This window comes from Paraburkholderia sp. MPAMCS5, from assembly GCF_036016995.1.
In the GTDB taxonomy this organism is placed as follows: Bacteria; Pseudomonadota; Gammaproteobacteria; order Burkholderiales; family Burkholderiaceae; genus Paraburkholderia.
In genome coordinates, this window is record NZ_JAYXBK010000005.1 from 125,656 (window position 1) to 147,653 (window position 21,998).

General features: G+C 60.8%; 21 protein-coding genes. 16 read left to right on the forward strand and 5 right to left on the reverse strand.

Going from position 1 to position 21,998, the window contains the following annotated elements:
* The first annotated feature begins 64 nt into the window (after nucleotides 1-64).
* The 7 genes from VOM14_RS13390 (at nucleotide 65) to VOM14_RS13420 (ending at nucleotide 7,947) form a co-directional block, all read left to right on the forward strand.
* Nucleotides 65-1,627, forward strand: coding sequence for a methyl-accepting chemotaxis protein (locus VOM14_RS13390; protein WP_327629203.1), 1,563 nt, complete (start codon nucleotides 65-67; stop codon nucleotides 1,625-1,627).
* A gap of 169 nt (nucleotides 1,628-1,796) precedes the next feature.
* On the forward strand, nucleotides 1,797-2,729 hold the full coding sequence (locus VOM14_RS13395; protein WP_327629204.1) for a 3-keto-5-aminohexanoate cleavage protein: 933 nt from the start codon (nucleotides 1,797-1,799) through the stop codon (nucleotides 2,727-2,729).
* Nucleotides 2,730-2,827: 98 nt separating this feature from the next.
* Nucleotides 2,828-4,552, forward strand: a complete 1,725-nt coding sequence (locus tag VOM14_RS13400; protein WP_327629205.1) for a methyl-accepting chemotaxis protein — start codon at nucleotides 2,828-2,830, stop codon at nucleotides 4,550-4,552.
* Nucleotides 4,537-4,857 (forward strand): hypothetical protein, encoded by a 321-nt coding sequence (locus VOM14_RS13405; RefSeq protein ID WP_327629206.1) that lies wholly within the window; start codon nucleotides 4,537-4,539, stop codon nucleotides 4,855-4,857. Before VOM14_RS13400 ends, VOM14_RS13405 begins: the two co-directional genes overlap by 16 nt.
* 60 nt (nucleotides 4,858-4,917) lie before the next feature.
* Entirely contained in the window at nucleotides 4,918-5,781 is an 864-nt protein-coding gene (locus VOM14_RS13410; protein ID WP_327629207.1) for a 3-hydroxybutyryl-CoA dehydrogenase, read from the forward strand.
* Nucleotides 5,782-5,832: 51 nt separating this feature from the next.
* Nucleotides 5,833-6,150: a hypothetical protein gene (locus tag VOM14_RS13415; RefSeq protein WP_327629208.1), complete on the forward strand. Its 318-nt coding sequence runs from the start codon at nucleotides 5,833-5,835 to the stop codon at nucleotides 6,148-6,150.
* 876 nt (nucleotides 6,151-7,026) lie between these two features.
* Complete coding sequence (locus VOM14_RS13420) at nucleotides 7,027-7,947, forward strand: HTH-type transcriptional regulator ArgP (protein ID WP_327629516.1); 921 nt, start codon at nucleotides 7,027-7,029, stop codon at nucleotides 7,945-7,947.
* Nucleotides 7,948-8,011: 64 nt separating this feature from the next.
* Here VOM14_RS13420 and VOM14_RS13425 read toward each other — a convergent pair whose 3' ends face one another.
* The 4 genes from VOM14_RS13425 to VOM14_RS13440 all read right to left on the reverse strand — a co-directional run bounded on the left by VOM14_RS13425 (nucleotide 8,012) and on the right by VOM14_RS13440 (nucleotide 11,397).
* A complete protein-coding gene (locus tag VOM14_RS13425) occupies nucleotides 8,012-9,250 on the reverse strand; it encodes a sodium:solute symporter (protein ID WP_327629209.1) in 1,239 nt (412 codons plus the stop codon).
* Nucleotides 9,237-10,349, reverse strand: coding sequence for a fatty acid desaturase family protein (locus VOM14_RS13430; RefSeq protein WP_327629210.1), 1,113 nt, complete (start codon nucleotides 10,347-10,349; stop codon nucleotides 9,237-9,239). Before VOM14_RS13430 ends, VOM14_RS13425 begins: the two co-directional genes overlap by 14 nt.
* Nucleotides 10,350-10,616: 267 nt before the next feature.
* A complete protein-coding gene (locus VOM14_RS13435; protein WP_327629211.1) occupies nucleotides 10,617-10,823 on the reverse strand; it encodes a hypothetical protein in 207 nt (68 codons plus the stop codon).
* A gap of 127 nt (nucleotides 10,824-10,950) precedes the next feature.
* A complete protein-coding gene (locus VOM14_RS13440) occupies nucleotides 10,951-11,397 on the reverse strand; it encodes a helix-turn-helix domain-containing protein (protein WP_327629212.1) in 447 nt (148 codons plus the stop codon).
* Between the two features lie 447 nt (nucleotides 11,398-11,844).
* Here VOM14_RS13440 and VOM14_RS13445 point away from each other — a divergent pair, with 447 nt between their 5' ends.
* From VOM14_RS13445 to VOM14_RS13485, 9 genes are all read left to right on the forward strand, one after another.
* Nucleotides 11,845-12,723, forward strand: coding sequence for a ParA family protein (locus VOM14_RS13445; RefSeq protein ID WP_327629213.1), 879 nt, complete (start codon nucleotides 11,845-11,847; stop codon nucleotides 12,721-12,723).
* Nucleotides 12,720-14,423 carry a chromosome partitioning protein ParB gene (locus VOM14_RS13450; RefSeq protein ID WP_327629214.1) on the forward strand — a complete coding sequence of 568 codons (1,704 nt, stop codon included), beginning with the start codon at nucleotides 12,720-12,722 and terminating at the stop codon, nucleotides 14,421-14,423. The genes VOM14_RS13445 and VOM14_RS13450 overlap by 4 nt, the downstream gene beginning before the upstream one ends.
* Entirely contained in the window at nucleotides 14,423-15,085 is a 663-nt protein-coding gene (locus tag VOM14_RS13455) for a hypothetical protein (protein ID WP_327629215.1), read from the forward strand. The genes VOM14_RS13450 and VOM14_RS13455 overlap by 1 nt, the downstream gene beginning before the upstream one ends.
* Nucleotides 15,066-15,557: a hypothetical protein gene (locus VOM14_RS13460; RefSeq protein WP_327629216.1), complete on the forward strand. Its 492-nt coding sequence runs from the start codon at nucleotides 15,066-15,068 to the stop codon at nucleotides 15,555-15,557. The genes VOM14_RS13455 and VOM14_RS13460 overlap by 20 nt, the downstream gene beginning before the upstream one ends.
* On the forward strand, nucleotides 15,554-17,143 hold the full coding sequence (locus VOM14_RS13465; protein ID WP_327629217.1) for a hypothetical protein: 1,590 nt from the start codon (nucleotides 15,554-15,556) through the stop codon (nucleotides 17,141-17,143). Before VOM14_RS13460 ends, VOM14_RS13465 begins: the two co-directional genes overlap by 4 nt.
* Nucleotides 17,144-17,322: 179 nt before the next feature.
* Nucleotides 17,323-18,384, forward strand: coding sequence for a PFL_4669 family integrating conjugative element protein (locus VOM14_RS13470; protein ID WP_327629218.1), 1,062 nt, complete (start codon nucleotides 17,323-17,325; stop codon nucleotides 18,382-18,384).
* Between the two features lie 16 nt (nucleotides 18,385-18,400).
* Nucleotides 18,401-18,889: a hypothetical protein gene (locus VOM14_RS13475; protein ID WP_327629219.1), complete on the forward strand. Its 489-nt coding sequence runs from the start codon at nucleotides 18,401-18,403 to the stop codon at nucleotides 18,887-18,889.
* A gap of 130 nt (nucleotides 18,890-19,019) precedes the next feature.
* Nucleotides 19,020-19,595 (forward strand): single-stranded DNA-binding protein, encoded by a 576-nt coding sequence (locus VOM14_RS13480; protein ID WP_327629220.1) that lies wholly within the window; start codon nucleotides 19,020-19,022, stop codon nucleotides 19,593-19,595.
* Nucleotides 19,596-20,032: 437 nt separating this feature from the next.
* On the forward strand, nucleotides 20,033-20,314 hold the full coding sequence (locus VOM14_RS13485; RefSeq protein ID WP_327629221.1) for an HU family DNA-binding protein: 282 nt from the start codon (nucleotides 20,033-20,035) through the stop codon (nucleotides 20,312-20,314).
* Nucleotides 20,315-20,504: 190 nt separating this feature from the next.
* Here VOM14_RS13485 and VOM14_RS13490 read toward each other — a convergent pair whose 3' ends face one another.
* Complete coding sequence (locus VOM14_RS13490; protein WP_327629222.1) at nucleotides 20,505-21,557, reverse strand: conjugal transfer protein TraB; 1,053 nt, start codon at nucleotides 21,555-21,557, stop codon at nucleotides 20,505-20,507.
* Between the last annotated feature and the right edge of the window lie 441 nt (nucleotides 21,558-21,998).

The window sequence follows — 21,998 nt, forward strand, 5'->3', positions numbered from 1 at the left end:
CGATAAATAGAAGAAGGGCTGGCGGAGTTGAGCGCAGCCCGAAAAGACCAGGAGAATCATTGAAATGAATCGATTTACGTTCCGCCAAAAGCTATGGTTGCCGCTGGTTCTATGCTGGGTGTGTTTGCTCGGTATCACATTGCGCGACGCATTCGAAATGCGTAGTTTGCGCGTGCAAGAGCGTATGCGCGATTTGCAGAATGTTAGTGAAACGGCGTTCAGCGTGGTCAAGGAATACGGGGCACTCGCGCAAGAGGGCAAGCTTTCCGCTGACGAAGCACGCGCGCAAGCGCTGGCGCGATTGAAGGCAATGCGCTATGGCGAGGACGGGTATTTCGTAGTCAGCAACAGCAAGTCCGTCGTAGTCATGCATCCGTTGAAGCCTCAGATCGACGGAAAGGATATGTCCGGCTTCACCGACGCGGCCGGGATGCACGTCTTCCAGAGCGTTGCCGCCATAGCAAGCAGCGGCCGCAGCAGCGGATTCGTCGACTATCTGTGGCCGAAACCCGGCAGCGACGTGCCGGTGGTCAAGAAGAGCTTGGAGATGTATTACCAGCCCTGGGACTGGGGTATATCGACGGGCACCTACATCGACGATATCGATGCTGATTTTCATGCGACGTTGGCGAGATCGTTGGGTTTGATGGTGTTTGTGGGCTTGTTGATGTCCATTGCCGTGACGGTCGTCACACGTAGCCTCGTCGGCCAATTGGGTGGCGAGCCGGCGTACGCGGTCGATATTGCAGGACGAATTGCGGGTGGGGATCTCGCAACGCAGGTCCAGACTCGGAAGGGCGACAGCAGCAGCATGCTCCACGCGATGGCCCGCATGCAGCAGTCGCTGATTGACACCATCGGACAAATCAAGAGTTCGGCCGATTCGATTGCCGGCGCAACGCAGCAGATCGCCGCCGGCAACACCGACCTGTCACAGCGCACCGAGGAGCAGGCCGCCTCGCTGCAAGAGACCGCCTCCAGTGTCGAAGAGTTGACCAGCATCGTGAAGCACAACGCCGACAACGCGCGCCAGGCCAGCACGCTCGCGGGTAACGCCTCGGACATCGCGATCAAGGGAGGCGAAGTGGTCGGCCGTGTCGTCGAAACGATGGACGGTATCAAGACGAGCAGCAACCGAATCGGCGACATCCTTGGCGTAATCGAGGGCATCGCTTTTCAGACGAATATCCTCGCGCTCAATGCGGCGGTAGAAGCAGCGCGCGCCGGCGAACTAGGCCGGGGCTTTGCCGTGGTCGCCGGCGAGGTTCGGATTCTCGCGCAGCGTTCGGCCGCGGCGGCGAAGGAAATCAAAGAATTGATCGGCGAATCCGTCGGCCGGGTCAATGACGGATCAGTGCTGGTTGAAGAAGCCGGTACCGTAATCGAGGATGTAGTCGTGGCCGTCAAGCGGGTAGCGGACATCATGGGCGAGATCAGCGCGGCTTCCGAGGAGCAGAGCTCCGGGATCGAGCAGATCAACCTCGCAGTGACGCAGATGGATCACGTGACGCAACAAAATGCGGCGCTGGTCGAGCAGGCGGCTGCGGCGGCGCTGTCGCTGCAGGAGCAGGCGCGATCGCTCAACGAAGCGGTGTCCGTCTTCAAGCTAGCCGACGTCGACGGGTAGACAAATGAACGCGTCACGGAAACCAGCAATGCAGTGATGTTGCGCGCTGTCCTTAGTCGGTGCAGGCACCAGGACGGACAGGCAACTGACATAAATAAAGTTAGCGTCGCCGTTGCCAGCGCGGAGACGTATATCGCTCGCCAGCCGCTGGCGTGACTAGGAGAAGACAATGTCGAACGGAAGCAAGGTCATTATCACGTGCGCGATCACCGGATCGATTCACACACCGGGCATGTCGGAATATTTGCCGGTGACTGCGGAGCAGATCGAAGAAGCTGCCGTTGGCGCGGCACAGGCCGGCGCCGCCATGGTCCATTTGCACGCGCGCGGGCCCCAAGGGCTGCCGGATCAATCGCCCGAGGCATTCGAGCCATTCCTGAAGGGCATCAAGCGGCGCAGCGACGTCGTGGTCAATATCACGACCGGTGGCGCCGCGACGATGTCTATCGATGAGCGCCTTCGTCCGGTGGCAGTGTTCAAGCCGGAGGTCGCCTCGCTGAACATGGGGTCGATGAACTTCGGCTTGTTCCCGATGCTGACGCGCTTCCCCAAGCTCAAGTACGACTGGGAAGTGCCCTACCTCGAGGGCTCTCGGGACCGAATTTTCCGAAACACTTTCGCCGATATCGAATACATCCTGAAGACCTGCCAAGAGAACGGCACCCGATTCGAGATCGAGTGTTACGACATCGGCCACCTCTACACGCTTGCTCATTTTGCGGAGCGTCAGTTGGTGAAGCCGCCGTTTTTCGTGCAGTCCGTGTTCGGTATTTTGGGCGGCATCGGTGCGCATCCGGAAGACGTGCTCCATATGCGTCGTACCGCCGATCGGCTGCTGGGGCGCGAGAACTACGAATGGTCGGTCCTTGGCGGGGGGCGCAATCAGATCTCGATTGCAACGCTGGCCGCGACGATGGGATCGCACGTCCGGGTCGGCCTCGAGGACTCGCTATGGTTACGCAAGGGGCAACTCGCAAAAACCAATGCGGAGCAGGTGACGCTCGTCCGCCAGGTGCTCGAAGGCATGGGCCTTGAGATAGCGACACCTGACGATGCACGTCGTATCCTCGCCCTTAAAGGAGCAGACCAAGTGGCCTTCTGAAAACGCTGATGAGTCGGCCGCGACCGCGCATCGAGAAATTGAATCGGGCAGGTCGCAGCGTGAAGCGGCGCAATAACATCACACACTAGGCGAGTGGAATGAGGCTTTTCTCGGGATTTGGCGTAACCAAACGGCTGTATTCGTTCTCGATTGTTTTGATCGCGGCACTCGGCGCTCTGGCTGCGGCCTCATGGGTGCAATTGTCCAATGTGGCGAATATCGCCGATAGCAGCGGACGGGTACGGGTTCAGCAACTGATGCGCATCTCGGGCAGTGGAGAATATGCCACTGCCATTCTGGCTCAAGTCGGCGAGGCGATGCTGGCTAAGACTCCTCAGGATGTCGAGGCCGCGGCGATGGAGATCGATCGGCTGCGTAGGGGAATCTCTGAAAACGACGCCGGATTCCTGAACGCCCTACCGCCGGGCCCAAGCCGCGATCGAGATGCGTTTCCCGGTTGGATCTCGCTTCAAAAGCAGACATGGCAGACCGTCGACGACACCCTCAAACTCATCGAGGCGGGGCGGACGAACGATGCACTCAACCTGATGACGACGACCACGGTCCCCGCGCTTCGCCGCATGCAAGCGATCCTCGACGCTGCGAAGGAGCGGCAAAAGCAGAACTTGACAGACGAGGTGTCTCGGGTGGTATCGGCGTCATCGGAAACCCGCTCGTTGCTGATCAGCATCGTGCTGGTGATCGCGGCCGCGCTTATGGGGTGCTCGTGGATGACGGGCCGCACGTTGCGGCGCCGGGTCGCGATGTCCCAGGAGGTTGCGGAACAGGTGCGAGACGGCAACCTCGCCGCCATTCAGGAGGATTCGAGCAATGATGAATTTAGCCCCTTGCTCGCCGCACTTCGCGCAATGAAGGCCTCGCTGGCCGAGGTGGTCAGCGTGGTGAGGAGCAATGCCGAAAGCGTAGCTGCCACGTCAAACCAAATTGCGACGGGAAACTCCGATCTGTCTTCGCGTACTGAAGAACAGGCCGCGTCCCTTGAGCAGACCGCGTCGAGCATGACGCAGTTGACGGAGACAGTGAAACAAAACGCCGAGAACGCACGTGAGGCCAATACCCTGGCAGTCCAAGCGACGAACGTTGCAGACGCGGGCAACGACGCCGTGCAAGGCATGGTGGACACAATTGAACGAATCAGCGCTAGCTCAACTAAGATTTCAGAGATCACCGGCGTCATACAAGGCATTGCCTTTCAGACGAACATCCTGGCACTGAATGCGGCGGTCGAGGCAGCTCGTGCTGGCGAGCAAGGGCGCGGCTTCGCCGTTGTGGCTAGCGAGGTACGCAGCTTGGCTCAGCGCTCGGCCGCTGCAGCTCGTGAAATCAAAGAACTGATCGATGCGTCAGTGGCGATGATCGACGACGGTGCGAAGCAGGCCGGCTCTGTTGGCGCGACCATGGGCGAAGTGAAACGGGCGATCAAGCAGGTGTCGGACGTTGTCGGCGAAATCGCAAATGCGTCGGAGGAGCAGAGCAGGGGCGTCGCACAGGTCAGTCAGGCAGTCATGCAAATGGACGAAGTGACGCAGCAGAACGCGGCGCTCGTTGAACAATCGGCTGCGGCCGCACTGTCGCTTGAGGAACAGGCGACGAAACTAAAGGATGCAATGTCCGTATTCAAACTAACGGATAACGCGCGCAGTATTGCGTTGCAAACTTATGCGCAGGAACGCACACAAGGCATTGCTGCACTGAAATCTGCGGCGGTCAGCGCAAGCTTCAAGGCACCCATGACGTCATCGAGCTCAACCGTGCGCGCCCAACGCTCAACTCCGGAGAGCGAAGCATGGGAGAAGTTCTAATGATGGCAGCGAACGCTATCGACGTAGAGCAAGTTCTAGACGCTTGCGAAGATCAATTGAGAGCGAGCGGTGACGCGCTTTCGCGCATTGGTGCTCGGCTGGTGGTGCTGTGCAAGTTCGTCGACGCGGTGCTGCCGCAGCTTTCCGAAGCGCAGTGCAAGCTGATTGGCCGGTCGTTCCGGGAGGGTATCGAAGACGCATTGTCGCGTACGGACGATGTCGCGGTGCCGCGCGCATATCACACGACGTTGCTTGAACAAATCAACATTCTGCTGACTGCGCTCGAACGCGAGCCGCCGCGCTAGTCGTCGGATCGGCTCGGAACGATCAGTGGAAACCGACGCATCAGGTGGGAAACAGGCGATATGAACACACAGACAATAGGCATTGTTGGCGCTGGACAGATGGGGCGGGGTATTGCGCAGGTCTGCGCCGTTTCCGGACTGGACGTCATACTCAACGACGTCGACGACGAGACCGTGCAACGTGGCATGGGCAGTGTGCGGGCTGGACTCGACCGCATGGTGTCGAAGGGAAACCTCTCTGAAAGCGAGGCGCATTCGATGTTTGCCCGAGTGAGGGGAAGCGTCGAAGTGCGGGATCTCGCGGCATGCGAGTTGGTCATCGAAGCCGCGACCGAGCGCCTACAGACCAAGCAAGACATTCTTAAAACACTCGATGGCATCGTTCGTCCCGATGCCATCATCGCGACCAATACGTCATCGGTATCGGTGACGAAACTCGGCGCGACACTGGCTAACCCGGAGCGCTTCACGGGGCTACACTTCTTTAATCCCGTACCGGTTATGGGACTCGTCGAAGTCATTCGTGGCTTACGGACGAGCGATGCAGCGTTCGATGCGGTGGTGGCGCTCGCCAAGCGTGTAGGCAAGACTCCGATCGACGTAAAGAACTCCCCCGGCTTCGTGGTCAACCGGATTCTCATGCCGATGATCAACGAGGCGATTTTCGCTTTGCGTGAAGGGCTTGCGAGTGCCGAGCAGATCGATGCCGGCATGAAGCTGGGTGCGAATCATCCAATCGGTCCGCTCGCGTTGGCCGATCTGATCGGCTTGGATACGGTGCTAGCGATCATGGATGTGCTGTGTCGAGATTTCAATGATCCGAAGTATCGGTCGGCGCCATTGCTCAGGGAGATGGTCGAGGCCGGGGATCTGGGCCGGAAAAGCGGGCGAGGGTTTTACACCTATTCCGAGAACCCCGCATAGGCGTGGAGCCTGCACTTGGCTAAGATGTAGGCCCCGAACCGGAGTAACGAAATGGACGCCATGCAACGGGCGCGATTAGATGCCGCAGCTGCGGCCAACGCGGAAGACGCGTCGGTCTGGCGTTGGCTTTCAGCACTTCTCGAAGAGCGCCGCGTCCGCTGGCGCTTCATGTTCGGTAGTTGGGTCGTGCATGTCGATCGGGCACATGTGGCCAGTGAACCGACGTTCTACGACGCGATACGAGCGGCAAAGAATGCATCTGAGCTGTGCGGACTCGGGCTGTGTTACGAACCATCGCCGAGCCGGCGGTTGCCCTCCGGCTCATCTGAGCACGAGCATCAGACACAGAATCGCCTTCGTCACCACTAAGCGACGCGCGTTCTCGCCTGCGAAAGTCGCGTGAAAGAGGGCGGCGACGCGGTTTCGCGTATCGGGGCCGCATGATAGTGCTTTGCAAGTTTGTTGGCGCAGTGTTGCCACAACTCTCCGCAGCGCAGTGCAAGCAGATTAGCCGGTCGTTTCGGGAAGACGTCGACGATGTCATGCCGCGTACCGACGATATCGCGGTGCCTCGCACGTATCAAACAGCGTCGCTTGAACAAATCAATATCCTGCTTACTGCCCTTGAGTGTGAAGGCCAGGGTTGAATAGCCTGGCAAAGATAAGAGAAGAGATTTGCCGCGCTAAAGGTAATGACGTACAGTGCGCGTTGTCCTGCGCTCGATACCTTGACTTTATAAGGCGACTGGTCATATTATATTGGTGATTGAGGTCAAGTCGTCTGGAAAGCTACTTCTCGACCGTCGACGTGAACTGCCCGTCGCTGTATTCGCCACGCGGCGTCAACTGGAGATATTTGGGCTCACTAATCCTGTTCGAGTGGGACGTACGCACCAGTAGTGGGGTGACGTGCCTGTCCCGTACGGCTTTCTGCCCTGACACGGCCGCCTAACGAACTGGGCTGACAGGCAGCGCCTTCCGAAGTTGCTCACTGACATCCGCGAATCGCGAAGGAAGACGCGCTGTTCCGGGGGCGCGTCGCTGCTCGAGAAACTCGTCGCCGGGAACAACGATCTCTCGGGCTTCAACGTGACCAAGCGAGCGAAAGGCGGCGACGCCTCGTGCCGCAATGGATTGCAAGCGATCGCACGTTGCGCGAACCCACGTCAGGTATCGATGGGAAGGGCAGTCGGCGACGACTACAAGCTAGCGCCGAGCTTGTCGCACTGCCGGGAAGAGGGCACGATGTTGAACATGCTGCAGTTGGAAACATTTGCCGCCGTGGTCGAGCATCGACATTTCACACGCGCCGCAGCCGCCTTGAATATTTCACGCGGTGCTGCTTCACGGCGGGTGAAGGTCCTTGAAGAGAGTCTAGGGGCGTTACTGGTGAGCCGCGAGCCGCCTCTCACTCCGACAAAGGCAGGCGAAGACGTTCTGCGATATTTCATGTCTGTACGGCTTCTGGAGGACGCGCTGCTTCGGCGGATCATGCCCGGCAGCGTGGCGACGACCGCCCTTGCTCTCGCTGTCAATGCCGATTCGCTTGCAACATGGTTTGAGCCTGTCGCGCGGCAACTCGCACTCAACCATGTGGCGCTTGAGATCGTCGTTGACGATCAGGATCACACGGTCCAAGCGCTGGCGCGTGGTGACGTTAAGGGTTGCCTATCGACGCAACGCAAGCCTCTCGACGGTTTTCTTGCCGAACCGGTCGGACAGATGCGGTACCAATGCGTGGCCACACCCCAGTTTGCTTCCGAGTACTTTTCTGACGGCATGACGTTGCCAGGTGCGCTGAAGGCCACGGCAGTCTTATTCGACAGAAAGGATATGTTGCACGACACGTTTCTCGAGTCGTGCTTCGGCGTGTCAGTAGGCAAGTACCTGAAGCATTATTTTCCGTCTCCGGCGGCACTGCTCAATGCCATCCGTAGCAACCTGGGATATGGACTCGTGCCCGCGATGCAGGCTGAGCCTCTGATTCATTCTGGAGAACTGGTTGCGCTCGCGCCCAGGCATGACTTGATGATCGACCTCTATTGGCATCACTGGGAGTCGGAGCCTGAGCCGCTTGCGAGAATCAGTGCATTGGTTATCGATGCGGCGCACAAGAGCTTGGTGCAGGCGTCGGTGACGGAGAGTACAGCCGACGCTTCCGCATGACTCACAGCGCCCGTCCAGTTTCCGTCACAGATCACCGACTAAGGAAGGCAGCATCGTCCTGCATCTAGGAGCGTACGCGCCTGACACCGAGTGCTATCTGCCGTGTAAGCAACATGCAGGCGGACGCAAAAAGGCCGGTCGGCAGCGGCAGCCAACCCGCGACATCGCTGATCCCGGTCCAATATAGGGCGGCAACAAGCAGAGATACCCCGGCACCGGCGAGCAACATCATGACTGCGCAGCGAGGGGTGACCTGCTGCCCGGTCTCATGAAGGATGAACAGCAACCCGACGGCCGAGACGTAGACGACGTTAAGTGAAACGATGGTCGGGACAATCGCCTGCCCGTCAGCCGCAATCGAAGATCCAATTGCGATAATTAGGATGCGCCGCCAGTGGGCGCGGTGACCATCGCCTCGCGTTAATCCTTCCATCGCGCATGCCATCGATCGTGTGATGGCGCTGCCCGAACCGAGCGCAGCAAGCAGAATAGGGCCGATACACAGCGGTCCGATTGGCCCGCCGGTCTGAAGGAGGATCCAAGGTATCGCGCTCGTCGCGTCCGTCAGGCCGAACAGCTTTCCAGCATGTAGCGCAGCGACAACTGTTGCGGCCGGAAGAAATCCGGTAGCTATGAGGAAGAGGCAAGCAAGTACACAGCCGAGCCATGCATCTCGTGGTCGGCGCGCTGCGATGACGAATTGTTGATAGTCCGAGCCAGTGATGACCAAAAACCCGACTGCGACGATCGTCACCAGCGTAGCAGCTCGTGGCGCTACGCGCATTTCACTAGCAAAGGATGGCCACGCATGCATATACACAGGGAGGCCGTTTGACGAAATGAGCGCATGCACGAGGGCGACATTCGTCGCGAGCAGGCAGATTGCGAAAATCGTCGCTGCCATGCCTAGTTCAATGGAAGACATTACGAGCAAGCCAGCAGCAACGAGTGTCAGCGCATGCGTTGCCGATAGCCCCATCGCGACAAGTACAGCGATACCCCCGTGGATCTGGGCGGCAAGGACGCCAGACATCCAAACGAGCGAGAGAAGCGCGACGAGCTTGCGGACCACTGCCCCGTAGCGCTCGCCGAACACGTCCCAGATGAGTTCCCGTGTCCGCCACAGCGCCGGCGCTGCAAGCGCAAGCGCCAGCATCCCCAGCGCGGTGACGATCGCATAGAGACTGCCTGCCATCCCAGCATGGATGGCCATCTCGCCCGAGCCGAGCAGGAACGCGACGCCATAGCTCGCGGACACAAGTAATGCACCGACACCAACGGCACTAAGCTTACGCTGTGTCATTGCTTGCTCCTGAGGAGATTACCCATTCGTGGACGACCGCGTCAGGGCCGCGGAAATACGCGTGGCAGACTCTGGCTGCGCCAGCGAACGCGGGCAATGCCAGCAACGCTCGTTGCGCGCGAGCCAGGCGGTGATAGGGAATCGACGGAATCAGATGATGCGTAAGGTGGTAGCCGTTGTTGCGCGGATGAATGATCCACCGCCATAGGCTGTGGGAAGAGACGTCGCGCGTGTAATGGAAGATCCCACCCGGACGCAAGCCGAAGTGATCGCACAGCTCGCGAAACGTGGTAATCGCGTGAAAGACGGTCATTTTCGCCAGCATCCAGATGCCGAAGAACAGCGCCGTCGTATGGATGCCCCATGCAAGCGTCACGCCGCCTAGTATGGCCGCCCACCATCCGACAATGCCGAGGCCCTGCAACCAGCCGACTCGCTGCAGATGCCCGAACGTTGAGCCAAGCCATGCGGCCTGCGTGAGCAGTACTCGGAGGAATGGTCGCCACCAGCCTTCGCCGTAATGGTGCGGAACGGCGATGTAGTCAGGGTCGCGCGTCGGGTCGCCCAGCCACGCATGATGGCGCGCGTGAAGCTCGCGATAGAGGGTGAGACTGTTGAAAAGCGCCGGCGCCACGAAAAGACGCGCCAGTGTGTCGTTGACGAGGTTCGAGTGTGCGAGGTTGCGATGCGCGGCGTCGTGCAGCAGGTTGCCGAGCGCACGCTGCCGGTTGCCGATCCATGCAACAGCGGCAGGCGCCGGCCACAATCCAAAACGATGCAGGGTCAGCATGGCCGCGGCGACGGTCAGCCAGTCGAACATAATGTCGATCACGACCTTGAAGACGTCCGGCGACGTCATGGTCTGTTGCACTTCACTCCATTCGGGATATGAGGAGCGGATGAGATCTTGGTCGTTCGTTACGGCGCGATGACTCATGGGTGACCCCCGGATCTGTGATGACCGTGTGCCCCTGGCCGTAGGCGCAAAGGACAAGCCGGCGGCGAAGCAAAAAGGAGCTTTGATCTTAGGAGACGATCCGTCGCGCAGTGCCGTGTTCCACAAATTTGCACAACGTTGCGTTCTCGGACGCAGCAGCATGCACAACGGATTTCCGACGCGTTGAAATCAGATGGGGTCTAGGCGTGAAATGACCGACATCCGGGTGCTCGGGGAATCCCATGTGTACCTGCTGACGATGGAAAGTCGGTTTGCGCATGAGGCTGTCTAAGCGTCATGCGATGCAGATACTGCGCGGACCGGGGATCGAATGAGACTGTCAGACTGCGGTGAGGAGGGATGAAGCCAAGAACAATGATGCCGTCGGTGCGCATATCCACAGAAAAGCGAGCGGACCGCGAAGCGTCATCACTGCGCGTGGTCGTCTAACTGCTCCATCGAGATGCTGATTTGCAGCCGACGTACGTGCCGCGGAATGGTGAGTTGGATATTAACGGCCGTTTCGTCCGAGGGTGCCGAAGTGCGCGAACGGTTAGCACGCGCGCGGGGGATCCCTTCTTCGATCTCCCTGCCCAGCTGTTCGAGTTCTTCCTGCAGGTCTTCCAGTCGCGCCATCACCGACCTCCACGACGAATGCACGATGTTGCCGGTATAAGCACGTGCGGCAAATCAGTAAGTCCGAAGATTAATCCCTGGCGGTTAGCCGTTGCTCGCTGTTCAACACTTTTTTGCGTTGTCGCTGTCAGCGAGACAGCCGCGTCAGGCGACCAATCCGCGAATCCTTGAGAATTTCGTCGGCGCTCTCGCCCAGTAGCTGACACTGCTCGTATAGCAGCCCAATTAGCCGCGCCTTTTTCTTTGCGTCGAGGGGCACCGGAAGATGTTCCTCCACTCGCACGACCGCGTTCATCACGCTGTCTAGCGTTTGCTGGTCAAGCCGGTACCGCACGTCACGATCGAGAATCATATGGCCGCCACCCGTGAGCAGCCATACGGGGTCTACCGAAAACTGTTCGTATAGAGCGCGTAGCAGTTCGACGGGGATCGTGCGTTCACCGCGCTCGTAATTCGCATAGGCGCGCAGCGACAGTCCGAGCTGCCGGGCCATCTTTTCCTGCGAGAGGTCGAGGCGCTCGCGTACCTGCGCAACGCGCCGATGATAGTCCCCGTGATTCGCGGTGCTTGACATGTCTGCCTCACCTTCCTAGAGTGATTTCGTACCTTGATTATAGGTACAGTCGAGTAATGGACAAGCTTGGACGTGCCTGGACAAAAAGAGCTGTTGTTGGACGGGCGATGCTTTGAAGTGTGTTGGAGGAACTGTGGCGAGCGGGCGGTTTTACACGCTGGAAGAGATCGCGCGCGAGCTGCATATCGCGCCGGCCACTGCACGGAACCGACTGACGCTCGGGCTGCCGATGCCACCATCGATCCGTGTGGGACGTCGTCGTCTATTCCCCGTGGCCGAGTATGAAAAGTGGATCGCCTCGCAATTGACGCACTCCGGAGAGGCCGAGGCCGCTGGGGACGCCGCTGATGCCCGTGGTGCACATGGACCGTCTCTCGATGCGACGTAGTTACGCAAATTATTCATTGAATTCCGCTCAAGCGATGACGCTGTCCTGGATATCCCACCGTGCCGGTAGTTATTTCCTTCGTCTCCACCAAAGGCGGCGTCGGTAAGACGACCGTCGCCGCCAATCTGGGCGGCCTGCTCGCAGCCCTCGGCCTGAAGGTTCTCGCGATCGATGCAGATGTCCAGCCGAGTCTAAGCAAGTTCTTTCCCGTCCATTACCGTTCATCGCAAGGTCTAACTGCTGTCGTGACTTCGGGCGGTAATCCGTCGGCCGACTGTATCAGCCGCACGATTTTCTCGAATCTCGATCTGGTTTATTCCGATACGCCGGATGCTGCCCTGCAGGCGTGGCTCAATCGCCGTGAGGATCGCCTGATGATCCTGCGCCGCGCGATGCGCAGTCCCCTTATCGAACCGTATGACGTTGTGCTGATCGACACGCAAGGTGCGGTCGGCGAACTGCAGAAGTCCGCGGCGATGGCGGCCGATGTGATGGTGTCGCCTGTCAAGCCAGATGCGCTGAGCGCTGGCGAGTTCGCCACGGGCACGCTTGCTATGCTGGACGAACTGAACCGGCTTGCCGACTTCGGCGAATCATTCCGTTCCGGCGACTTGCTGACGCTGATCAATGCGCATGAACGCACCACCAATGCGCGAGCACTTGCAGCTGTGTTGCGACAGCGGTTCACAGGCCATCCGAAGGTCAGAGTACTCGGGACGGTAATTCCATCTGCCGCCGCGTATGCGGCAGCCGCGACGGCGCGTATTCCCGTGCATGACTTCGATCGCCGGCGTCAGTTCGGCAACTCGGCCTGGAACGTCATGCATCGCCTCGCATGGGAACTGTTTCCGTCGCTTGCGAATGTCTATGTGGGGTCCCCGCGGCCCGCGATCGACTGCACGGTGCCCGTTGAAAGCGGACAGGGAGCAGTCGCATGAGCGCGCCGGGAGAGCCGGTCAGGGCAGCACGTGAGCGCCTCGCCGCACAGCGCCTGGACGTGCCGCCGCCGGGCGCGCGCGCGCCTGAGCCGCAACTTACGTCGGTTATCCGGCTCAAGATCACCGATGTGATGGTCTATGAACGAAATCCACGTCGCGCATCGCATGAACGCATCGTGGAGCTCAAGGAGTCGATCCGCACCAACGGCATTGAGCAGATTGTGACGGTGACCCGCCGCCCGGGCGCGCCAACCTACGTGGTGGCGAAGGGCGGTAATTCGCGCGTGACCGCGGCGACCGCTCTTTACGACGAAACACACGACGACCGCTTTCTCTACTACGACTTTTTCTACGTGGCGTATCCCGGTGAGGCGAAGCTGTTGGCCGCTCACTTGCGCGAAAACGAGCAACGCGCCGATCTGTGCTTTTGGGACAAGGCCAATGGTTACCTTGCGCTCAAGGCGCATCTCGAAGCCGAACGCGGCGAGACACTGTCGTTGCGCGAGTTTTCGCGCCACCTCGAACAAGAGGGCACAGCCGTGAGCCACGTGCTGCTCGCGCTCTTCCAGTTTGCTGTCGACCGGCTATCGGCACTTGGACCGGCGACTCTCTATTTGAGCCGCCGTGCACTCGTCGATGTCATTCAACCCGGCCTCGGCATATTGCTGCGCTTGGCGCGACGACTCGGTCATGATGACCGCTGGATGCAGGAACGCGTGATCGATCCACAACTGGCCGGCATTGCTGCCCGCTGCGATCTTGACGGTCACGGCATTGTGAGGCCGCACATATCGGAAAAGAGCGCCCCATTCGACGCTGCCCAGTTGGTGGACGAACTGCGAATGCGCTTGGCGGGTGAGCTTGGCGTGTCCCGTGGCGCACTCGAACGAATGTGCGATCTGCTCGAGCGTGTGCGGGAAGCCACAGCCGACGAGTTGCGTGCAGTGGGTGGCATAGACGTCGTGCGACGTGAAACCTCGGCAGTCGGCGCTTCTCCAGCGACGAATGAGGCATCGACAACGCGCAGTTCATCAGCCTCGTCGGAACGCGGCGCTGGTGAAAACGAGGGCGCGGCGGTGACAGCGGGCCCAGCACCGGATGGTGTATTACCGACATCGGATAGCGGGTCCCAACTGATCGCTGGCGATGCTAGCGGGAGGCTGGCGCCGCAGACCGCACCGCCAGCATACAAAGGCGAGAGCTTCCGGGAGACAGTGCTCGCTTTCGCACGCAGTTGTGGTCTCGATAGCTGCGTACGCGATGCGCCCGGATTGCCGTACGGCTTCATGACTGAGCCGCCACCGGCTGACACCCCGCGCTTCGCGCCCGACTCTGGCGCCCAGTGCGATGAAGCTGCGCTCACACGATATCTCGGCTGGTGGTGGCTCGTCTGTCTATCGCGGCAAAACACCGCAACGGGCCTCACGCGCGTACCTACTGACAGTGTTTTTTCCCAGATGGCTCGCGATGACGACGCGTGGAACCGCACGTGCGATGCAAGCGTCGGCGAACCGCTACTGGCTGACCGCATGGACGTGATGTTCGACGTCATGCTCAACCCGGATCACCCGATCGGCCAGTGGTGGGCTGAGCTCATTAGCGCGGCGCGCGCCTTCCGTGCGGCCTATCCCGAACGTTTTGCGCCGACGCACTGGCCAGAACCAGGTGCTGATGATCGGCTTCAGCGAGGAGGGCCGTGATGGACACCACTTTCCTGCGTCTCGAGAGCGAGGCGCTCGAACGTTTCGTGCTGCTTGAACTCATCGCCTTCGCTTGTGTGGCGAATCGGCACGCCGTTACGGGCGTTGATGATCGAGAAGTTCCATGTGAAACAGCGGCGATCCGCACGAGGACAACAATAGGCCGACTGCCAGATGGAATTCTGCGTGTGCTCGGTAATGCGCGCTCGTCGGCGATCGCGCGCGATTTGCTGGGAGCCGGTGCATTGCGTGTTTTCGTGGATGCGGGCGCGTTGCAGCGTCGCTGCGAGCTGATCGAGCGGCAGTGGCGCGATCAGGATCTGTTGCGCGCGTTTGTCGAACGGCAGGCAAGCATCCCGATGATCCGCGCGTTTTTCCGCACGGCCACGCGCGCAACGATCGCTCAATTGCGGGCTGAACTGAACGTCCCCGCGCCGACGAAACCGCGCGCGCTTTCACCATCCGAGTTGGACGCGCTGTTCGACGTGTGGGGCGCGCTCAACGACATGGTCGATTTGCGCGAGCGCTATCTGGCGCTACATCGGCGATGTGATGGCCAATGGTCGCTAGCCACGCTTTTTGCGGCACTGAACGCCGACATGGGCGCGTGCCACTCATCTTCTTCCCATCAGGAGCCTCACCATGTACGACATGCGACTTGATCCGGAAGGCAATCTGCTACCCGGCAAGACCTGGGACGATTCGCCCGGACTGCCGCCTGCCGAGGCCGAGATGATTCTATCGATGCTCGATGTTCCCATCACGATCGATCGCTGTTTCGTCGAAATCTGCGGCGACCTGGCTGCAGCCGCAATGCTAACCGAACTGTCGACGCTTGAAAGCGAGACAGGGCGTCAGCATGCCTGGCTTCGGGTCCCGGCCGATGAGTTCGAACGAAGACTGGCGCTTACGGAACCGCAGCAGTGTGCCGCGCGGCGCTTACTCGAGTCCAAAGGTCTGATTGGGCATAGACGGCGAAAGACCCTTCAGGCGGACGAGTTCCGCGTCCTTTGGCCCGCCGTCGTCACGCTACTTCAGCGCAAGGCGGTAGAAAGAACGGCCCACATCGTCTGGCCGCCCGTACATCCATGTCATCCGGACCACCCCGAACGGCTGGAGGAGGTTGAATCATGATGCCTGGATGCCATCCCTATATCGCTGAATTCGAATCGTTGTGGGCGATGCTGAGGCCGTACCGGCCCATTGCTTTTGGAACACGGCTCGCCCGCGTCACGGGGCATCCGAAGCAGGCGCTCCTGCTCTCGCAGCTCGTGTACTGGACGCGCCGTGGGCGCGATGTGGACGTCAACGGCGGGTGGGTCCACAAGACGCGCGAACACTGGATGCTGGAGACGGGTCTGTCGCGAGAGGAACAGGAAAATGCGCGGCGGTGCCTGCGGGCTATGAACCTGCTGACGGAATGGCGCGGTGGCCAACCCGCGCGTATGCATTACCGGCTGGAAGTGGAAGCAATCTCGAACGCGGTTCGATCCACATGCCCGATGGTTGCGCAGCTTCCATCGTCGATCGAATCGATGCGAGGAGATCCGTTCGCGGGTGACACTATGCTCGGGCCGGCTGTCGCGTACCGGCGCATCTTTGTAGACTTGGTCGGTAACGTGAACGCGGCCTTGCTGCTCTCGCGTATGGTGCAACTGCAGCGCCGTGAGGCCGATCGGCAATGTACCTGGTTCACGCTCACGGCTGGCGAATGGCAGCGCACGCTCGGCCTGAATCGGCGCCAGCTCGAGAACGCGAGAGCGCGGCTTGTGCGGCAAGGGCTGATTCGCGAACTCACGCGCCAATGCACCGGCCGGCGAGTGTTCACCCAACTCAATGCGGGTGAACTGAAGCACCAGCTTGAACGACTTGTGTCGCGCGGCGATATGCTCGATCGGCTGGCGACGCGCAAGCGTCTGCTTGCCCAGAGCCTGCGTGATGAATGCGCGCGTGCTCCGGCAGCACCACTGCCAGCTGTAACGCCGGGTAACGGCTGGCCTAGCGGCATTGCAGTTCATGCGCCGAAGTTCTACGCGCGGACGACGGAACGCCCAAAGCCCCCAACCGGAAGTCTCCGACTGAGTGTTGATGCGCCCATGGTGCACTTGCGATGGGCGGGTTTGATCCACTACCGATGGAGGGAAACGTGCGTTGCAGACGCGCGCGTATACGGAACGATTACATACCGGACTACAACGACCGGCGGCCCAGCGATTTTGCCGGGCGAGCGGCCGAAAGCGGTTGTAGTGGGTATCGATTGTCCTTTCTCGCAATTGCCCGCCAAGGGGCAAGTCGGCGCCCTCGTCTGGCCAGCGATGGTGGTCGAGAATGACCGCGCCCTGATCTCCTCGCACCTTGCCCGGATTCCTGCGGCGGATCGGCAGACGCTTCTTGACGAGATGGCGGCGGGTCACCGGCATCAGCCGGTGCAACTGCCCGTCGCATACATCGCGGGGCTCGTGCGTCGCTATCTCGCCGGAGATTTTGTTGCCACCAAGGCGCATCTCGAACGGGCGGCGCGAAAGCGAGCACCGCAGTACGAGGACGCTAACGCAGCTTCGCCACGCTCCCAGCAGGCCAGCGACTTGTCGGCGTCAACGCACGAGACCGCCCGCCAGCATCTGGCGGCGATCCGCGATGCGCTTCGCACACAGGCGGCGCATCGGCCAGCGCGTCGATTGTTAGGCGAGTTGACAGGTCACGTGGGCGTCCACGCGTGACCGAATCGATCGCGACTGCCGCGCACAGGCGCATGTCAGCTCGTGATTGTCATTGCAACGGCTGTTCCCCGGGGTAACGGCAACCTGTCCTGTTCCCCCGCATAGCAGGCGCGTGTTACCCCGGGTAACACGAGAGCACGCGGTTGGTTGCCACTGAACTTGTCTTTGAGGAGCCAGACATGGACATATCGCCTCGCACTATTGACCCATCTGTTGATGCCTTTGCACGCTCTGCGTCGTCGCCGTTTGCCGATGGCTATGACGTCGACGCTGAGCGAGTGATCATCGCGCACCTTATTGCCGAGGGCGATCCTGATCCGGCAGATCCGCTGTTCGGTCGTTATCAGCTGTTTCTCGAACGCGAGGAAGCGCTGAGTCGGATGCGCGAGACGCACGCGTTGCGACAGGCCAGTGATCCGCTGGTACGGCCTCACGAGGCGCAGGCCATCAGCCGAATCGGCCAGTTGGGAAGCGATGGCGCGGACCGCATGAGGCTGCATACTCGGGATGCGATGCGCCTTTTTCTGGGGAGATCGATCGCGCCCGGCGAGCCGGGTCATCCAATGGCAGGAGGGCGCCGTGTGGCCGCGTCCCTGCGCGCCCTGTGGGCGCTGTCGGGCAACGACAATCCATACGCGGACTGGAAGCTCATCGAGATCGCGAATCGGATCGGCGGTATTCGGCGCGCTAACGAGCTCGAACAGCAGCATACCCGCCAGTTGCTAGATGCCGCGCGCGAAAAAGGACTGGAGTATTCGGTGCTGCAATCGCGCGAACCTGCACAGGTCTCGCTCGAGTTTGGCTCGCCATACGGTTACATGATCGTAATGCTGCTCGCCGAGCTGGACTATCTCGTGCGACTCGTGCGTTCCGCAGTGTTGCGCGACCTGATGTCATCAACCGAAGGCTTTCGGCGCATCGGTTCGACCAAGCATCGATGCCTGTCCGTGTTTCATTTCGCCGTGCATTGCCAGCGCGTGCTCACGCGCGCCGAGCTGCTGCCGCTTTCGCGCGTCGACTTCCTGCCGAATGCGGATGCTGCCGCACACGAACGCGTTGAAGCGGCGCGATCGCTGCTCGGTGTATTGCCTCGGGACGTCTTTACCGGCGCGAGTGAGCCGCGTCACAGCCGGCGGCGTGTGAGCCGTCTGTCGGATGCGGAACTGCGGCTGCTCGACAGTGTGCCGCTGTCCCGGGACGACGCGGTGACGCAAGCTGCGACAGATACCCTAGTCCAATGATGCGAGAACTGCGGCAATGACTAACCGATCTTCCGATCTGGATCGACGTTCAAAGGCTTTTAAGGGTAAGGGAGCCGGTAGCCATGAGCCAGCCATGACGCTACCTGTATCACGAATCTCCGGCGACGCAGGGATACGCGTGCTGCTGCGTTCGTATGAGCACTGGCTGGAAGAGACTGTGACCGAAATGCAGATGCTGGCGCTGGAAAGCGCGACTACCCGGCTCGACGTGTCGCTGCGCTGCGTACGGATCGCACTAGCGAGCGGCGCGACGCGCCATCGTCTCGACTGGTTCATCCGCGGTGAGCCGCATGCGGTCGCGTGGCAGCGCGCGAAGGATTGTTTCAATCGTATTCCCGCACCGCTACGGACGTATTTGCAACAGTGCCAGGTTCGCGCCAAGGAACTCAATGCACTCGAGTCGGTCTTCCGGTATGCGGCGAGTCAGCTCGCGATGTACCTGGAGCACGGCACCGTGAAACTTCGGCGGACCGGTGACACCTGAGACAGCCGCGGCGATCGTCATGGCGTGAGCAATGAGACATTAGGCTGACGCAGACCAGCCAACCAAGCTAGCAGGTAGCGGACAGCGCGTTCGATGTACAGGGGCAATCCCTCGATGAACGGAGTCCTCAATGGGCATCTACGCAGAACTGGTCGGCAACGTGCTGGCGTCGCCGACGATGAAACAGGTCAATACTGCCAGCGGTGCGCGGCGCATTGTCGAGCTGCGGGTTATGTCCGCCAGCTACCGGCGCCTTGAGGATGGCACGCTTGAGCAGCGCGACGGACGGACGTTCCCGGTCGACGTGACCATCTGGAATGAGCGCCTCACCGAGCGCGTGCTTCAGCATATCCGGACCGGGGCAAGCGTCGTCGTGCGCGGCGACTTCTATGTCAGCCCATGGATCAATCGCGACAACGAGCCGGACGCCGGCGCGCATATCGACGCCGAGTCCATCTCGCTGAACCTCGTGCGCATCGACCAGGTGGTGTATCGGACGCGCCAACCGCGCGAAGGCGACGTTCCCGGCAACTCATCACAGAGCGAGGGCGGGGGCGAGGAGGAGGGTTCGGCCGAGGACCTATCAGACCCGTCTGAGTTGACCGCGGAGGGAGAGTCACCTGCTGAGGATCCAAGTGGCGCGGCATCGCCGGGACAAGCCTCGAGCCGGCGTTCGCGTCGGGCGGCGCGGGCGCAAGGCCAATGACTTGCCAAGGTGCTCGCGAGCGAACGGACGAGCCGCCAATCCTTGATGGCGACTCTCCGATTCGGCCGGACGTCGAGGAAGAGCGCATGTTACGGGCTCTCGTGCTTGAAGGCATGGCGCTCGCACACCGCGACCCCTACGTTGCGTGCTTTCGTGGATGGCTCGTTCGAGTTTCACGTGAGCGCTCCCTCGACGCCGGTCGCACAATGCGAGTTAACGCGGAAATTCGTTGCCGCCATGGAGGACTGCTACGGCGCAGCAGTTTGCTTCTTGAAACCGGCACCTCCCGACCGTATCTGTGTTGACGGTGTCGGAAGGGCTTGCGCACGTACCGCCTTCGCGATACGGTAGCCGGGCTGGCTTTCGACGGCTGTCGTCTACGAACCCCACGAGGAAAGCTGTCGGCCAGTGTCGATCACCGAAAGAGGAAAGTGTTAATGAATAAACAGGAACTGATTGATGCGGTGGCATTGGCTACCGGTTCGAGTAAATCCATTACTGGCGAGGCGATTGATGCTGTGATTGGTGCGATCACGAACGCGGTTGTGAAAGGCGATAGCGTGCAACTGATTGGGTTTGGTTCGTTCACTCAGGGCACGCGTGCGGCGCGCATCGGTCGCAATCCAGCGACGGGACAGGAGATCAGCATCGCCGCGGCAAAGACCGTCAAGTTTACGGCAGGCAAGGCGTTTAAGGACGCGGTCAACGGCGGCGCCTGAGCGGGCAGCCGTCTTCGAGGCTCGACTCGATGGCGGCGCGCTGGCCGCTCGCCTCGGCTACCACGCGTACCATTCGATCCCGGTAGCGCATCAGCGCGCCAATTCGCGGGCACGCGGGGCGCTTGCGACACCAGGACGGCCGGGCCGGAACGATGGACGCTTATGCCACGCCTGTCCGCGGAAATTGCAGCTACCGATTCACCGCACGCAGCATTGGCGTGCCGGACAGGTGCGCGATGGCGGCGATACTCTGGCGCTGGATATGTGCGAGCGCAAGGTCGGAATCGAACCAGCCGTTGGATAGGCTGATGAGCACGTCGGGCGATTGCAGCAGCATTCGCCAGTGTGGCCACCACAACAGGTCCTCATAGCACATTGAGAAGGCCAGGCGCTTGCGGTCGACAGTGAGGTATGGCTGCATCAGGCTACCGCGGATCGCACTAACGGCCGCGCCGGGGCGCCATAGCGCTGCGGGCACCGGCTGGCGACTGTCGAGGCGCCCGTGGTTTGCGCCAACGATGAGCGCGCTGTCAGTGTACCGGAACGGCTTGCCGGACACGGTCAGGTCCAAGCCGATGATCAATGTTCGGTTCTCTGCTGCTAATGCCTGGAGGTCTTTACGCCACCAGTAGGCCAGCGCCGGGCGCCACAACCCTACGATTTCTTCTGGCAGGACGACGACGGTTGCGCCTGCGGTGAACGCGCGTTGTGTAGTGGCCTCGACGAGTTGCGTTCGGGCGTAGAGCAACGCGTAGCTGGACTGATCGAACCGGCCGAAGCGTGTGTCAAGCGCGACCCACCGGGACGGTACAACCCGCGCGTTCTCCACACTGTGTGCGACGGCGGACAGGATCAGCAGCAGCATTGCGGCCTGCCGGGCAAAGCGACAATGTGAGAAGGCGGCCGCGCACGCGATAGCGGTCAAGCCCAGGATCAAGCCCGGCGCCTTCCAGCTAGGAAATAGGGTGCTGGCGACGTATGCCGGTGATAGCCAGCCGATGATGCCGAGCGGTGGTACGGTCACGAGCACGGTCGCGCTAGCGGCGCACAAGGCGTAGCGTGCGGCGCTAGCGTTCGACTGCGGCTTGAGCAGCGCCCATGGTGTCGCGAGCACGCACGCCTGCGCGCTCCAGAACAGCAAGCCGAGCATGAACGCTTCTGGCCGACTCAGTTCGCCATAGCCGGAAAAGAAGCGCATGCATACGAGGGGAATATCGCGTGCGCCAACGAGGTAATAGCTCATCCAGAGCGCAAAAGCCGAGGCGCGTCCCCGCGCGCGCGACCATACGGCGGGCAGGAGCAACAAGAGAATCTGCAGGTGCCCCGGATACCAGGCGGACAGCGCCAGGAGCGCACCGGTGGCGATCAGGGCAGCACTTGCCAGGCTGAGTGGACGATACCGAACAGTTGCGCGCGTGGACGGAAGAAGTGGGGGCCGCGAAAACATGGGTGCGCAGGAAGGCAGAAGTTTGAGGTACGGCCGATGCCGGCCGGTCTTCCCCAGTGTTGCGCGCGCTGCACAGTCGAGCATAGGATAGCTTTGTCGTTCGCGCTACGTCGAGAGAGCAGCCTGGAGGGAAAAGGCACAAACAAGAAGAAGGCTTTTCGCGAGATAGCGGGGCAGGCAGAGAGAACTGCCGGTGTACGGCCAATTCCGGTCGCTCGACTACGCCAGGCAGCGGCC

Excerpts from the sequence above, each read along its gene's own strand:
- VOM14_RS13390 (WP_327629203.1), top strand. The coding sequence starts at position 65 with ATGAATCGATTTACGTTCCGCCAAAAGCTATGGTTGCCGCTGGTTCTA.
- VOM14_RS13395 (WP_327629204.1), top strand. The coding sequence starts at position 1,797 with ATGTCGAACGGAAGCAAGGTCATTATCACGTGCGCGATCACCGGATCG.
- VOM14_RS13400 (WP_327629205.1), top strand. The coding sequence starts at position 2,828 with ATGAGGCTTTTCTCGGGATTTGGCGTAACCAAACGGCTGTATTCGTTC.
- VOM14_RS13405 (WP_327629206.1), top strand. The coding sequence starts at position 4,537 with ATGGGAGAAGTTCTAATGATGGCAGCGAACGCTATCGACGTAGAGCAA.
- VOM14_RS13410 (WP_327629207.1), top strand. The coding sequence starts at position 4,918 with ATGAACACACAGACAATAGGCATTGTTGGCGCTGGACAGATGGGGCGG.
- VOM14_RS13415 (WP_327629208.1), top strand. The coding sequence starts at position 5,833 with ATGGACGCCATGCAACGGGCGCGATTAGATGCCGCAGCTGCGGCCAAC.
- VOM14_RS13420 (WP_327629516.1), top strand. The coding sequence starts at position 7,027 with ATGTTGAACATGCTGCAGTTGGAAACATTTGCCGCCGTGGTCGAGCAT.
- VOM14_RS13425 (WP_327629209.1), bottom strand. The coding sequence starts at position 9,250 with ATGACACAGCGTAAGCTTAGTGCCGTTGGTGTCGGTGCATTACTTGTG.
- VOM14_RS13430 (WP_327629210.1), bottom strand. The coding sequence starts at position 10,349 with ATGCTGCTGCGTCCGAGAACGCAACGTTGTGCAAATTTGTGGAACACG.
- VOM14_RS13435 (WP_327629211.1), bottom strand. The coding sequence starts at position 10,823 with ATGGCGCGACTGGAAGACCTGCAGGAAGAACTCGAACAGCTGGGCAGG.
- VOM14_RS13440 (WP_327629212.1), bottom strand. The coding sequence starts at position 11,397 with ATGTCAAGCACCGCGAATCACGGGGACTATCATCGGCGCGTTGCGCAG.
- VOM14_RS13450 (WP_327629214.1), top strand. The coding sequence starts at position 12,720 with ATGAGCGCGCCGGGAGAGCCGGTCAGGGCAGCACGTGAGCGCCTCGCC.
- VOM14_RS13455 (WP_327629215.1), top strand. The coding sequence starts at position 14,423 with ATGGACACCACTTTCCTGCGTCTCGAGAGCGAGGCGCTCGAACGTTTC.
- VOM14_RS13460 (WP_327629216.1), top strand. The coding sequence starts at position 15,066 with ATGTACGACATGCGACTTGATCCGGAAGGCAATCTGCTACCCGGCAAG.
- VOM14_RS13465 (WP_327629217.1), top strand. The coding sequence starts at position 15,554 with ATGATGCCTGGATGCCATCCCTATATCGCTGAATTCGAATCGTTGTGG.
- VOM14_RS13470 (WP_327629218.1), top strand. The coding sequence starts at position 17,323 with ATGGACATATCGCCTCGCACTATTGACCCATCTGTTGATGCCTTTGCA.
- VOM14_RS13475 (WP_327629219.1), top strand. The coding sequence starts at position 18,401 with ATGACTAACCGATCTTCCGATCTGGATCGACGTTCAAAGGCTTTTAAG.
- VOM14_RS13480 (WP_327629220.1), top strand. The coding sequence starts at position 19,020 with ATGGGCATCTACGCAGAACTGGTCGGCAACGTGCTGGCGTCGCCGACG.
- VOM14_RS13485 (WP_327629221.1), top strand. The coding sequence starts at position 20,033 with ATGAATAAACAGGAACTGATTGATGCGGTGGCATTGGCTACCGGTTCG.
- VOM14_RS13490 (WP_327629222.1), bottom strand. The coding sequence starts at position 21,557 with ATGAGCTATTACCTCGTTGGCGCACGCGATATTCCCCTCGTATGCATG.